Source organism: Streptomyces sp. NPDC013187 (assembly GCF_042899705.1).
Lineage (GTDB): Bacteria > Actinomycetota > Actinomycetes > Streptomycetales > Streptomycetaceae > Streptomyces > Streptomyces hawaiiensis_A.
The window spans coordinates 51100-64544 of sequence record NZ_JBIBAF010000030.1 but is presented as its reverse complement, the minus strand read 5'-3'; the positions used below and the strand labels follow the sequence as shown (position 1 = coordinate 64544).

The window sequence follows — 13445 nt, the reverse complement described above, 5'->3', positions numbered from 1 at the left end:
CGGCTCGCTGCTGGTGACCAGGTCACGCAGCGGATGCCGGGCCAGGACCGCGTCCACCTCCGGCGTCAGCGCCGCCGCCAGACGAGCCGCCGCGGGGCGGTCCTCGTCCCGCAGGGCGTCGACGGCGGTCAGGATCACTGCGCGCAGTCCCTCCTCCTCGGGCACACCGGCCGCTGCCCGCTCGTACAGACGCGCGCCCTCCTCCAGGACGACGTCCGTGTCCATGCCCGCCGGGATCTTGATCTCGGCATGATGGCGCCAGGTACTGACCGGGTCCCCCCATGCCTCGACGGTGAACGTCCACAGCCCCGGCTCTCCCGCGGTGACCGTGGCGCCCCACCGGTCCGTTCCCGGGGCCAGCTCCCGCAGGGGTGTGAACGGGCCGGGGCGGCCCTCCGGGTCCTTCAGGACGACATTGGCGGCCACCGCGTCGTGCCCCTCCCGGAACACGGTCGCCGAGATCTCGAAGGTCTCGCCGGTGACGGCCTTGGCCGGCCGGCGTCCCTGCTGGACCGCCGGACGGACATCCAGGACGGGTATGCGCCCGACGGCGGTCGCGTCGCTCACGGGGGGTGGTGGCGCGGCCGGTGGACCGGCGTCGGCCGGGCGCGCGGGGCGTGCTTCGCCGCCGGGTGCGCGCGCCCCGGTGGTGCGGCGGTTGGGGGGTGCTGGCGAGTGGTGCTTGGCGGGCATGACCGCTCCTGTCCGCGTCAACGTGGGTAGGCGGATGTCTGTGGGGAGGTGGGTCCTGCATGGTGCTCCTGAGAGGGGTACCCGCAGGAGCCTTCCCACCCTATTCGGGTGGGCAATCCGGCACTTTGTTAACTACTCACGCGTATGTCGACACACAAGACCGGCCTCGTCCGCGACGGACGAGGCCGGCCCCTGACGCGGCTGCTCCTTCGCCCTACACGCGCGGCACGCGCAATAACTTGTCCGGCGAACCGGTGCCCCGGCCGGAGACCTTCCCGGTCGCCGCTGCGGCGGTCAGGGCCCTCCCGACCTGCGCCGGAGTGGCTTTCGGATGATCGGCCAGATAGAGCGCGGCCGCGCCGGCGGCGTGCGGGGACGCCATCGAGGTACCCGAAAAGGCTGCCCATGCGGTGTCGCTCACGGCGGACGCGGAGGTGATGGCGACCCCGGGCGCGAACAGATCGAGCGCCGGACCGTGGTTGGAGAAGGCCGGTTTTGAATCCTCCCGGTCGGTCGCGCCGACCGTGAGGGCCTGCTTCACGCTCCCCGGGGAATACAGACCGGCCGGCCTGCCGTCGTTGCCCGCGGCGACCGTGTAGGTGACGCCGGAGGCGATGGAGGCGCGGACGGCGGCGTCCAGCCGCTCGTTGCGCGCTCCGCCGAGGCTGAGGTTGGCGACCGCGGGCTTCTTCGCGTGCCGGGTCACCCAGTCGATCCCGGCGATCACCCGGGCCGTGGTGCCCCCGCCCGCCGCGTCGAGGACGCGCACGGAGACGATCCGGGCCTTCTTGGCGACGCCGTGGGTCGTCCCGGCCACCGTGCCGGCGATGTGCGTGCCGTGGCCGTTGGTGTCCGAGGCGACCCGGTCGTTCCCGACGAAGTCCCAGCCGTGGGCCGCCCGGCCTCCGAAGTCCCGGTGGGTGGTCCGGACGCCGGTGTCGATCACGTACACCGTCACTCCCGCACCGGCCGACGGCGGCCAGGTGTAGCTCCGGTCCACAGGCAGCCGCGGCTGGTCGACGCGGTCCAGCCCCCAGGACGGGGGTTCCTTCTGTACGCCGTCCAAGCGCACTCGGGTGTCCTGGACGACCGAGGCGACCCGGGGGTCGGCGGCCAGCCGCCGGGCCTGTCTGTCGTCCGCGCGGACCGCGTAGCCGTTCAGGACCGTGCCGTAGGTGTGGCTGATTTCCACCCCGTACTCTCCGGCGAGGCCCTTTCCGGCCGATGACCGGGCTGCCATGCCCTCCTTCAGTGTCACCAGGTAACTTCCGTGCACGGAGCCGGGTGATCCGGCGCCGAGTATCCGCCCCTCCGGTGCGGCGTGCGCGGGCAGGGTGGTGGCCGAAAACGCCGCGGCACAGATCGCCGCGACCAGGCCCCCCGTCCGGCGCAGACGCCGCTCGCGCGTCCGAGCCATGGTCCGATGTCCCCTCCTCGACTCGGCGTACGGCGGCCGCGCGGCGCCGCGTGCGGCGGGCACGGGCCGGTACGCCAGAGGCAGCCTCTCGTGGCGGGTGAAGCACCACAAGGAGGCCTATGGGGGTGGAATCGGCCATATCCGTGGATGGTGCTGTTCAGGCCGATCGGGGGTCGGGTCGCGGAGCCTCAGCGGCGGGGGCGCCGACGTGGGTACTGTCGTAGGAGACGTCGTCGAAGCCCTGCGAAATCCAGCGAACGCGCCGAGGTGGAACCCGTGAAGGCGATCCGTCGATTCACCGTCCGACCCGTTCTCCCCGACCCCCTCCGGCCGCTCAGCGACCTGGCCCGCAACCTGCGCTGGTCCTGGCACGCGGAGACCCGTGACCTGTTCCGGTCCGTCGACCCCGAGCGGTGGGCGGCCTCGGGCGGCGACCCCGTCCGGCTGCTCGGCAGCGTGCCGCCCGCGCGGCTGGCGGAACTGGCCGGGGACCGCCCCTTCCTGCGCCGCCTGACCGCGGTCGCCGGCGATCTGCACGACTACACGACCGGCGACCGCTGGTACCAGACCCAGCCCGAGGAACTGCCCGCCGCGATCGCCTACTTCTCACCCGAGTTCGGCATCACGGCCGCCCTGCCCCAGTACTCCGGCGGCCTCGGCATCCTGGCCGGCGACCACCTCAAGGCGGCCAGCGACCTCGGCGTCCCGCTGATCGGCGTCGGCCTGCTGTACCGGCACGGCTACTTCCGCCAGACCCTGTCCCGGGACGGCTGGCAGCAGGAGCACTACCCGGTCCTCGACCCCAACGAGCTGCCCGTCGTCCAGCTGGAGGGGGCCGACGGCACCCCCGCCCAGGTTTCCCTCGCCCTGCCCGGCGGCAAGCAGCTGCACGCCCGGATCTGGCTCGCGCAGGTCGGCCGGGTCCCGCTGCTGATGCTGGACTCCGACGTCGAGGAGAACGACCTCGGCGAGCGCGGCGTGACCGACCGGCTCTACGGCGGCGGCAGCGAGCACCGGCTGCTCCAGGAGATGCTCCTCGGCATAGGAGGGGTCCGGGCGGTACGGACGTACTGCCGGCTGACCGGCCATCCCGCGCCGGAGGTCTTCCACACCAACGAGGGGCACGCCGGGTTCCTCGGCCTTGAGCGCATCGCGGAACTGTGCGCGCACGGACTCGACTTCGACTCGGCGCTGGAGTCGGTCCGCGCCGGGACCGTCTTCACCACCCACACGCCCGTACCGGCCGGCATCGACCGGTTCGACCGCGAACTGGTCGCCCGCCACTTCGGCCCCGACGCCGAGCTGCCCCGCATCGACGTCGACCGCATCCTGCGGCTCGGCTTGGAGAGCTATCCGGGCGGGGAGCCCAACCTGTTCAACATGGCCGTGATGGGCCTGCGCCTGGCCCAGCGCGCCAACGGTGTCTCGCTGCTGCACGGCAATGTCAGCCGCGAGATGTTCTCCGGCCTGTGGCCCGGCTTCGACGCCGACGAGGTGCCGATCACGTCCGTGACCAACGGAGTGCACGCCCCCACCTGGGTCGCCCCCGAGGTGTTCCGGCTCGGTGCGAAGCAGATCGGCGCCCAGCGCGCCGAGGACGCGCTGACCGTCGGCGGCTCGGACCGCTGGGACGCGGTCGCCGACATCCCCGACCAGGACATCTTCGACCTGCGGCGGGTGCTGCGCGAGCAGCTCGTCGAGGAGGTGCGGCAGCGGCTGCGGGCCTCCTGGCGGCAGCGCGGCGCCCATACGGCCGAGCTGGGCTGGATCGACGACGTGCTCGACCCGGACGTCCTGACGATCGGCTTCGCCCGGCGCGTCCCCTCGTACAAGCGCCTGACGCTGATGCTGCGCGACCGGGACCGGCTGATGGACCTGCTGCTGCACCCCGAGCGGCCGGTCCAGATCGTCGTCGCGGGCAAGGCGCACCCCGCGGACGACGGCGGCAAGCGGCTGGTGCAGGAGCTGGTGCGGTTCGCGGACGACCCGCGGGTACGGCACCGGATCGTCTTCCTGCCCGACTACGGCATGGCGATGGCGCAGAAGCTGTACCCCGGCTGCGACATCTGGCTGAACAACCCGCTCCGGCCGCTGGAGGCCTGTGGCACGTCCGGCATGAAGGCCGCGCTCAACGGCTGCCTCAATCTGTCGGTCCTCGACGGCTGGTGGGACGAGTGGTTCCAGCCCGACTTCGGCTGGGCCATCCCCACGGCGGACGGTGTCGGTACCGACCAGGACCACCGTGACGACATAGAGGCCGCGGCGCTGTACGACCTGCTGGAGCAGCGGGTGACGCCCCGCTTCTACGAGCGGGGGCGCAGCGGGCTGCCCGACCGGTGGATCGAGATGGTGCGGCACACGCTGAGCCTGCTCGGGCCGAAGGTGCTGGCGGGGCGGATGGTCCGCGAGTACGTGGAGCGGCTCTACGCGCCGGCCGCGCTCTCCCACCGGGCCGTGGGGCCGGACGCGGCGCGTGATCTCGCCGAGTGGAAGACGAGGGTGCGGGCGGCGTGGCCGGGCGTCACCGTCGACCACGTGGAGACGTCGGCGTCGGAGGTGCTGGCGGAGCTGGGGACGACGCTGGGGCTTCGGGTGCGGGTGGGGCTCGGGGAACTCGGTCCGGACGACGTGGAGGTGCAGGTCGTTTCCGGGCGGGTGGACGAGGAGGATCGCATCGCCGACGCGGCTGTCGTTCCGTTGAAGCCGGTGGGGTCTCCCGACCAGGACGGGCGCTGGGTTTATGAAGGGCCCCTGTCGCTGGATCGCACCGGGCCTTTTGGGTACACGGTGCGGATCCTTCCCGCGCATCGGCTGTTGGCGTCCAGCGCGGAGTTGGGGCTTGTGGCCGGGCCTTCCGAGGAGCTGGTGGCGGCTGCGGGGTTGTTGATGCGTTGAGTGTCGGCTGCGGGTGTGTGGGGGCTGGTGGCGCAGTTCCCCGCGCCCCCTAGGGCGACTCCTCACTCTGCGTTGCCAGGTTCCGTAGGACACTTCCGCACCTGCGGGCGTACGCGTGCTGGAAGCCCCTGGTCGCCGGGCCGCCCGCCTTTGCGTACCACTTGGCGGCCCGGCTGAAGGCGTTCACCGTCAGCCACACCGTGCCGTCGCCCGTGCGGTCGACCACGAAGGACTCCTCGCCGGTCTCCGGGTGACCGGGCAAGGTGCCGTAGGCCCAGCCCGCCCGGCGGGGTTCCTCGACGGTCCAGACCACGCGGCAGGGGGCCTTGATCATGCCGGCGAGGGTGACGGTGACCTCGACGCCGGGGGCGGCCCGGTCCGCGGTCGCGTCGAGGCCGACGCCCATCGCGCGGTGCATCTCCCAGGTGAGCACCGCCTCCGCCGCCCGGCGGAAGACCTCCTCGCCCTCGCCGAGGCGGGTGCGCACGTTCATGGGACGGAAGCCCGGCGGGCAGAAACCCTGGTCACGGGTGGCGCCGACATCGGCGTAGGTGAAGTCCTGCGGATCCGTAGAAGACACGGTCCCCAAGAGTAAGGCGGTACCCGGACCCGCTTCGGGTCCGGGTACCGCCCGTGGCCGTGCTTCGGTCAGCCGACGTTGACGGCCGACCAGGCGGACGCGACCGCCTTGTACTCGGTGCTGGAGGCGCCGTACAGCGCCGAGGCCGCGTTCAGGGTCGCCGTACGGGCCTGGGCGTACTTGGTCGTCGACGTCATGTACGTCGTCAGCGCCTTGTACCAGATCTGCAGCGCCTTGGTCCGGCCGATGCCGGTGACCGTGGAGCCGTTGGAGGTGGGCGAGTTGTAGGTCACGCCGTTGATCGTCTTGGAGCCGCTGCCCTCGGACAGCAGGTAGAAGAAGTGGTTGGCGGGACCGGAGGAGTAGTGGACGTCCACGCCGCCCAGGCTGGAGGACCAGCTGTCCTTGGACGCGCCGTCCTTGCTGGGCTTGTCCATGTAGCGCAGCGGCGAGCCGTCGCCGTTGATGTCGATCTCCTCGCCGATGAGGTAGTCGCCCTTGTCGGAGGAGTTGTTCGCGAAGAACTCCGCGCCCGCGCCGAAGATGTCGGACGTGGCCTCGTTCAGGCCGCCCGACTCGCCGCTGTAGTTCAGGCCCGCCGTGGCCGACGTCAGACCGTGGCTCATCTCGTGGGCGGCCACGTCCAGCGAGGTCAGCGGGTGGGTGTTGCCCGAGCCGTCGCCGTAGGTCATGCAGAAGCAGCTGTCGGACCAGAAGGCGTTGACGTAGTTGTTGCCGTAGTGGACGCGGGAGTAGGCGGCCTTGCCGTCGTTGCGGATGCCGCTGCGGCCGAAGGTGCTCTTGTAGAAGTCCCAGGTGATCTGGGCGCCGTAGTGCGCGTCGGCGGCGGCGGTCTCGGCGTTGGACGGGTTGCCGGTGCCCCAGACGTCGTCGGAGCCGGAGAAGAGGGTGCCGGTGCCGGAGGTGCCGCGGTTGAGGTTGTACGTCTTGTGGCCGCCGCGGGTGCCGTCCGTCAGGTTGTACGTCGACCCGGACTTGGTGGTGCTGAGGGTGACGGCGCCGCTGTAGGTGGTGTTGCCGGTGCCGGTCTCGACGCCCTGGTACTCGTAGAGCTTCTTGCCGGTGGCGGCGTCGGTGATGACGTGCAGCTCGTTCGGGGTGCCGTCCTCCTGGAGGCCGCCGACGACGGTCTCGTAGGCGAGGACCGGCTTGCCGTCGGCCGCCCAGATCACCTTGCGGGGAGCGGAGTCCGCCTCGGTCTTGGCCGAGCCGGCCGCCTTGGCGAGGGTCACGGCCTGCTTCTCGGCCTTGGCGGCGGTGACCGAGGGCTTGAGCGAGGCGACCTTCAGGGTCGCCTTGGTGGCTCTGGTGACGCCCAAGGCCCCGCCCGACTTCGACTCGTGCACCACGAGGTCGCCGCCGAGGACCGGCAGGCCCGCGTAGGTGCGCTCGTAGCGGGTGTGGACCGAGCCGTCGGCGTCCTTCACGACGTCCTTGACGACCAGCTTCTCCTGGGAGCCGAGGCCTATCGCGTCGGCGGTCCGCGTGGCCTCCGCCTGCTGCTCCTGGACGAGCGCGGTGCGGGCCTGCGCGGAGAGCAGGACGGGGGCGGCGGCGAGGGCCGGCTTGCTCGCGGAGTCCGCGGCGACGCTGCTGCCGGAGCTCAGGCCGGTGGTGAGCAGGGCACCTGCGGCGACGGCGGTGGCGATGGCGAGCGTGGCGCGCTTTTGACGCGCGTAGAAAGAGGTGGACACACGAGCTCCTCGATGTGGGGGAAGTGCTCTGCTGCTGTGGTGCTGTGCGGGTGGGGGAAGAGTGGCACTCAAGACGCGTACATGTCAGGAGTCGGCGTGATGTTGGCCAGAAGTCGACGGCCAGATGTACGCGAGGACACGTGAAACGGACGCCGCCCCGGGGGATTCGAACCCACCGGGGCGGCGCCCTGACTTCGACGGTCTACGGGCCCGCGTACCTAAGGCACGGTGGGCCTGCCGACCTGCGGATCTACGGGAACGTCAGCTTCCAGCTGTTGATGTAGCCGGTGTCGATGGCCGCGTTGTCCTGGACGCGCAGGTTCCAGACGCCGTTGGCCACCTCGGAGGAGGCGTTCACCGTGTAGGTGGTGTTGAGGTTGTCGGCGCTTCCGCCGGTGCCGTACCCCTTCAGCGTGTAGACCGTGCCGTCGGGGGCGACCAGGTCCACCTTGAGGTCACCGATGTAGGTGTGGACGATGTCCACCGCGACCTGGAGGTTGGACGGCGCGTTGCCCGTGCGGCCGGAGACGGTGACCGGCGAGTTGACCGCCGCGCCGCGGTCGGGGATCGCCACGTCGGCGGCGTTCTCGAAGGACGTGCCGCCGCCGCCACCGTCGCCGGGGCGGGTGCCGACGTTGATGCCCGCCCACGCGTGCTGGACCGCCTTGTACTCGGCGCTGTCGGTGCCGTAGAGCTCACCGGTGGCCGCGAGGGTGCCGGTGCGGGCGCCCGCGTAGTTGGTGGTCGAGGTGAACTTCGTGGTGAGCGCGCGGAACCAGATCTTCTCCGCCTTGTCCCGGCCGATGCCGGTGACCGGAAGGCCGTCCGAGGTGGCGGAGTTGTACGTGACGCCGTTGATGGTCTTGGTGCCGCTGCCCTCGCTCAGCAGGTAGAAGAAGTGGTTGGCCGGGCCGGACGAGTAGTGCACGTCGATCGAGCCGATGCCCGAGTACCAGCTGTCCTTGGACGAGCCGTCCTTGCTCGGTTTGTCCATGTAGCGCAGCGGCGTGCCGTCGCCGTTGATGTTGATCTCCTCGCCGATGAGGTAGTCACCGACGTCGGAGGAGTTGTTCGCGTAGAACTCGACCGTCGAGCCGAAGATGTCCGAGGTCGCCTCGTTCAGGCCGCCGGACTCGCCGCTGTAGTTGAGGCCGGCGGTGTTCGAGGTGAGCCCGTGGGTCATCTCGTGCGCGGCCACGTCGATCGACGTCAGCGGGTTCGCGTTGCCCGAGCCGTCGCCGTAGGTCATGCAGAAGCAGCTGTCCGACCAGAAGGCGTTGACGTAGTTGTTGCCGTAGTGGACCCGGGAGTAGGCCCCGACGCCGTCGCCCTTGATGCCCGAGCGTCCGTGCACGTTCTTGTAGTAGTCCCAGGTCAGGGCGGCACCGTAGTGCGCGTCGGCGCCCGCGGACTCCAGGTTGGAGGGGGTGCCGTTGCCCCACACGTCGTCCGGGCCGGAGAAGAGGGTGCCGGTGCCGGAGGTGCCGCGGTTGAGGTTGTACGTCTTGTGGTTGCCGCGGGCGCCGTCGGTGAGGTTGTACGTCGACCCGGACTGGGTGGTGGTGAGGTCGACCGTGCCGGAGTACACCGTGTTGCCGGTGCCGGTCTCGATCGCCTCCCACTCGAACAGCTTCTCGCCGGTGGTGGCGTCGGTGACGACGTGCAGTTCCTGCGGGGTGCCGTCGTGCTGGAAGCCGCCGACGACCGTCTCGTAGGCCACGACCGGCTTGCCGTTCGCGGCCCAGATCACCTTGCGGGGCGCGCGGTTGATGCCGGCGTCCTTGGCCTCGCCGGCCTCGCCGGCCTTCAGGGCCTGCTGCCGGGCCTTCGCGGCGGACACCGCGGTCTTCGTCGTCGCCGGTTTGATGGCGGCGCGGGTTGCCTTCACGACGGCCGCGGTGGCGTCCGCCTTCGTGCTCTCGACGACCAGGTCGCCGCCGAGGACCGGCAGGCCGTCGTAGGTGCGCTCGTAGCGCGTGTGCACGGTGCCGTCGCGGTCCTTGAGGACGTCGCGGACGACCAGCTTCTCCTTGGCGCCGAGGCCCAGGTCCTTCGCGGTCTCCGCCTTCGCGGCGTCGGCTTCCCGGATCAGCGCGGCGCGCTGCGCGGGGGTGAGCCTGACCGACTCGGAGCCGGGGTTCGCCTTGCTCGCGGCCGACGGCGCCGTCGTAGGGGCTGCGGTGGCGGTGCCGCTCTGGACGGCGGCGGCGATCAGCGCGGCGACGCCGGCGAGGGCCACGGCCGCGGTGCGGCGGGGGGTGTGGGGAGTGCGTCTGTGGGAGGTGCCTCTTCGCGAGGAACTGCTTCTCAACACTGACTCCTTCTGCGGGACCGGGGGTCGCCCGGCCTGGGGAGGTGGAGGTGTTGCTGTGGGGTTCCTGTGGAGCAGTCGTGGGAAGCGTGGCAGGAGAGCGCGCTTTCTGTCAGGACCGCGTCAAAAGTATGGCCGGAAACGGTTCGTTGTCCGGAAGTTCATGTTCGTTATACGGACGCGTCGCCGTGCGGCCGCTCGGCCGTCCCCGGGCAGATCCGCTATGCGGGCGCTTCGCTGTCCTCGGGCAGATCCCCGTGCCAGGAGTGCCACAGCGCCGCGTAGGCGCCACCGGCCGCCACCAACTCGTCGTGCGTGCCGAGTTCGGTCAGCCGGCCGTCCTCCATCACCGCCACCCGGTCGGCGTCGTGCGCGGTGTGCAGCCGGTGCGCGACGGCGATGACGGTGCGCCCCTCGAGGACGGCGGCCAGGGCCCGCTCGGTGTGCCGGGCGGTCGTCGGGTCGAGCAGCGCGGTCGCCTCGTCGAGGATCAGCGTGTGCGGGTCTGCCAGCACCACGCGGGCCAGGGCGAGTTGCTGCGCCTGCGAGCCGTCGGTACGGCGGCCTCCCTGGCCGAGCGGGGTGTCCAGCCCCCGCGGCAGCTCCCGCACCCACGCGTCGGCGCCGACCACGGTCAGCGCGTTCCACAACCGCTCGTCGTCCGCGGTCGGTTCGGCGATCCTCAGGTTGTCGCGGACCGAGCCGAGGAACACGTGGTGCTCCTGGGTGACCAGGACGACCTGACGGCGCAGCCGCTCCGGGCCCAGTCCGACGACCGGCACGCCGCCGACCGTCACCGAGCCTGCGGTCGGCGCGTCGATGCCCGCCATCAGCCGGCTCAGTGTGGTCTTGCCGGCCCCGGACGGCCCGACCATGGCGAGCCGTTCCCCGGGCCGCACCGTCAGATCGACACCGCGCAGCACCTCGACGCCTCCGTCGTACGCGTAGCGCACCCCGATGACGTCGATCCGGTCGCCGTCGGGATCCGGGCAGTCGCCCTCCCCGCCGACGTGCGGTGCCCGGGCGAGTCCTTCCACCCGGGCGAACGAGGCGCCGCTGCTCTGCAGTTGCTCGACCCGGACCAGGATCTCGTCCAGCGGGTTGCTGAGCTGGTGCAGATACAGGGCCGCCGCCACCACCGCTCCGAGGCTCATCGCCCCGGAGGAGTGCAGCACGCCGCCGATCACCAGGACACCGGCCACGGGCAGGATGTACGACACCTCCACCGCCGGGAAGAACACACTGCGCAGATGGAGCGTGTGGAAGCGGGTGCGGCGGGAAATCTCCAGGGCCTCCCGGCTCGCGGCCGTGCGCCGGCTCTCCAGGCGGAACGCCTCGACCGTGCGGGCGCCGGACGCGGTCGCCGCGAGGATCTCGGCGACGTCCGAGGTGGCCGCGCCCTCGGCGAGATAGCCGTCCCGGGCCCGCCGCAGGTACCAGCGCAACGCCGCCTGGATCGGTGCGAGTCCGAGCACGCCGAGGGCGCCGAGCAGAGGGTCCAGGAGGAACACCGCGCCGATCAGGAACAGGCACTGGACGAGGTTGACGAGCAGGACCGGGCCGGCGTCGCGCAGGGTGTTGCCGACGGTCGTGACGTCGGAGGTGCCGCGGGCGGTGAGGTCGCCGGTGCCGGCTCTCTCGACCACCGAGGCGGGCAGGGCGAGGGCGCGGTCCACGAACCGCTCCCGCACGCGGGCCAGGGTCCGTTCGCCGAAGCGGTGGCCCGCATAGCGGGCCCAGCGGGCCAGGAGCAACTGGGCGAGGGCGCACAGGAGCAGAGCGAGGGCGAGCCGGTCCACGGCTCCGACTCCGTGGCCCGCCTGTACGTCGTCGATCATCCGGCCGAGCAGCCACGGCCCCGCGAGACCCGCCAGGGCGGCCAGGGCGTTGAGACCGAGAACCACGCAGAAGACCCGGGTGTCCGCCCGTACGAGCTCCAGCATCGCGCGCCGGACGTCCTGCCGTCCGGCGACGGGGAGATGAGTGCCGGTCATCCCAGGGCCTCCTCGGTGTCCCGCGCTCCGGTGGCCCGTGCGCCGGGGGCTCGTGCTCCGGCCCGGGCCCGCGTGGCTCGTTCTTCGGTGTCCCGTGCCTCGGTGTCCCTTGCGACGACGGCTCGGTAGCCGGGAGTGGATTCCAGGAGTTCGTGGTGGGTGCCGGTGGCTGCGATCTTGCCGTCCTTCAGGAAGTGGACGGTGTCCGCGTGGTCCAGGACCAGGGGGGAGGTCGTGGTGACGACCGTGGTGCGGCCCTGTCGTGCCGCGCCCAGCCTGGACGCGACCGTGGCCTCCGTGTGGGCGTCCAGGGCCGAGGTGGGCTCGACGGTGAGGAGGATCTCCGGGTCGGCCAGAAGGGCTCTTGCCAGGCGGATGCGCTGGCGTTGGCCGCCGCTGAGATTGCGGGCCTGGGCGGTCATCGGGGAGTCCAGGCCGCCGGGGAGGGCCTGGACGATGTCGTCGGCCGCGGCGGTGTGGAGCGCCTTCCGGGTCGCCGGGTTCTCCGGTGCGGCGTCCGCTGGTCCGTCGTGCCGGCTCGCCCGGTTCCCCGCGCCCCTCGAAGAAGGGGCGATCATCTCCCGGAGCGTTCCGGCGAACAGGTCCGCCTCGTGGTCAGCCAGCAGAATGCGGGACCTGACCTGGGTCAGTGCGATGTCGTCCAGGCGAGTGCCGCCCCACGTGGCGTTCGACGGGGCGTAGCGGGCCAGGCGGTCCAGGACGGCCGTGGCGTCCGCGGGGTGCTCCGCCACCAGCGCCGTCAGGCCGCCCGGCGGGATGCGTACGCCCGACTCGGGGTCGTGCAGCACCGAGGGCTCGGACGGGGCGTCCCGGGTGCCGGTGTCGGGCACCGGCTCCAGGCGCAGGAACCGTACGACCCGGCGGGCACACACCAGGCCGCGGCTGATCTGGTAGCCGCACTCCACCCAGAAGGACACCGGGCCCACCAGGACCGCCACATAGCCGTAGACCGACACCAGCTCGCCCACGGTGATGTGGCCCTGCGCGGCCAGGCGCGCCGCGAGCCAGGTCACCACCGCGAGGAACAGCGTCGGCAGGCCGATGCCCAGGGCCTGGACCCAGCTGGTCACCGCCCCGACGCGGTAGCCCTGTTCGCGCAGCCGCCCGGAGTCCCGGCGGAAGGCGTCCGAGATCAGGTCCTTGCCGCCGAGGCCGGCGAGGACCCGCAGGCCGCCGGCGAGGTCGCCGATGCGGGCCGTCAGGACGCCCTGGCGTTCGCGGTACTCCGCCTCCGAGCCCTGCAGCCGGCCGAGCAGCGGGCCGACCAGCAGGACGAGGACCGGAATGCCGAGCAGGACGACGGCGGCGATGAGGGGAGAGACCGACATCAGCAGGACGGCCACGACCAGATAGGCCACGACGGCGCCGACGCCGGGGCCGACGACCGTCAGGGACTGGCTGATCGTCTGGACGTCACCCACACCGATCGTGACGACCTCACCCGCGCCCATCTGCCGGGACAGGGACGACCCGAGCCGGACCGCCTGGCCCACGACGACCTTCACCGTGCGGAAGTTGGCGTCCATACGGACCCTCGTCATGGTGCGGTGCCGCATGATGCTCAGCCAGGCGTTGAAGGCGCCCACCGCGAACAGCGCGCCGCTCCAGAGCACCAGCGCGCTCATGTCGCCCGGCTCCAGCCCGTCGTCGATCGCCCGGGACATCAGATAGGGCGTGGCCGCCAGCAGCACCATCCACACACTGCCGAACATCGCCCCGGCGGCACACCGCCCGGGCTGCCGCATGACCAGCCACCACAGGTACCGGGCGCCGCCGCGGTGATCGGGTGTGCCGGGGTCCTCGTACGCGTCGATCATCC

At 71.7% G+C, this 13445-nt stretch carries 8 protein-coding genes; 1 reads left to right on the top strand and 7 read right to left on the bottom strand.

The features are described from left to right. The coding region (locus ACFY5B_RS38560; protein ID WP_389979634.1) for a maltotransferase domain-containing protein at positions 1-693 on the bottom strand (693 nt) is incomplete at its 3' end. A gap of 214 nt (positions 694-907) precedes the next feature. Continuing rightward, the gene (locus ACFY5B_RS38555; RefSeq protein ID WP_389979631.1) at positions 908-2110 is read right to left on the bottom strand and encodes a S8 family peptidase; all 1203 of its coding nucleotides are present in this window, start codon (positions 2108-2110) and stop codon (positions 908-910) included. A 276-nt stretch (positions 2111-2386) separates the two neighbouring features. On the opposite strand from ACFY5B_RS38555, the gene ACFY5B_RS38550 reads away from it, so the two are divergent. After that, positions 2387-5005 (top strand): glycosyltransferase family 1 protein, encoded by a 2619-nt coding sequence (locus ACFY5B_RS38550; RefSeq protein ID WP_389979628.1) that lies wholly within the window; start codon positions 2387-2389, stop codon positions 5003-5005. 49 nt (positions 5006-5054) lie between these two features. On the opposite strand, the gene ACFY5B_RS38545 is transcribed toward ACFY5B_RS38550, so the two are convergent. From ACFY5B_RS38545 to ACFY5B_RS38525, 5 genes are all read right to left on the bottom strand, one after another. After that, positions 5055-5594 carry a DUF1990 family protein gene (locus ACFY5B_RS38545; protein ID WP_389979625.1) on the bottom strand — a complete coding sequence of 180 codons (540 nt, stop codon included), beginning with the start codon at positions 5592-5594 and terminating at the stop codon, positions 5055-5057. A 59-nt stretch (positions 5595-5653) separates the two neighbouring features. Beyond that, positions 5654-7300 (bottom strand): M4 family metallopeptidase, encoded by a 1647-nt coding sequence (locus tag ACFY5B_RS38540; RefSeq protein WP_389979622.1) that lies wholly within the window; start codon positions 7298-7300, stop codon positions 5654-5656. A 250-nt stretch (positions 7301-7550) separates the two neighbouring features. Next, entirely contained in the window at positions 7551-9611 is a 2061-nt protein-coding gene (locus ACFY5B_RS38535; protein WP_389979619.1) for a M4 family metallopeptidase, read from the bottom strand. A gap of 221 nt (positions 9612-9832) precedes the next feature. Beyond that, entirely contained in the window at positions 9833-11605 is a 1773-nt protein-coding gene (locus ACFY5B_RS38530) for an ABC transporter ATP-binding protein (RefSeq protein ID WP_389979616.1), read from the bottom strand. Further along, the gene (locus ACFY5B_RS38525) at positions 11602-13443 is read right to left on the bottom strand and encodes an ABC transporter transmembrane domain-containing protein (protein WP_389979613.1); all 1842 of its coding nucleotides are present in this window, start codon (positions 13441-13443) and stop codon (positions 11602-11604) included. Before ACFY5B_RS38525 ends, ACFY5B_RS38530 begins: the two co-directional genes overlap by 4 nt. Positions 13444-13445 lie beyond the last annotated feature (2 nt).

Excerpts from the sequence above, each read along its gene's own strand:
- ACFY5B_RS38555 (WP_389979631.1), bottom strand. The coding sequence starts at position 2,110 with ATGGCTCGGACGCGCGAGCGGCGTCTGCGCCGGACGGGGGGCCTGGTC.
- ACFY5B_RS38530 (WP_389979616.1), bottom strand. The coding sequence starts at position 11,605 with ATGACCGGCACTCATCTCCCCGTCGCCGGACGGCAGGACGTCCGGCGC.
- ACFY5B_RS38525 (WP_389979613.1), bottom strand. The coding sequence starts at position 13,443 with ATGATCGACGCGTACGAGGACCCCGGCACACCCGATCACCGCGGCGGC.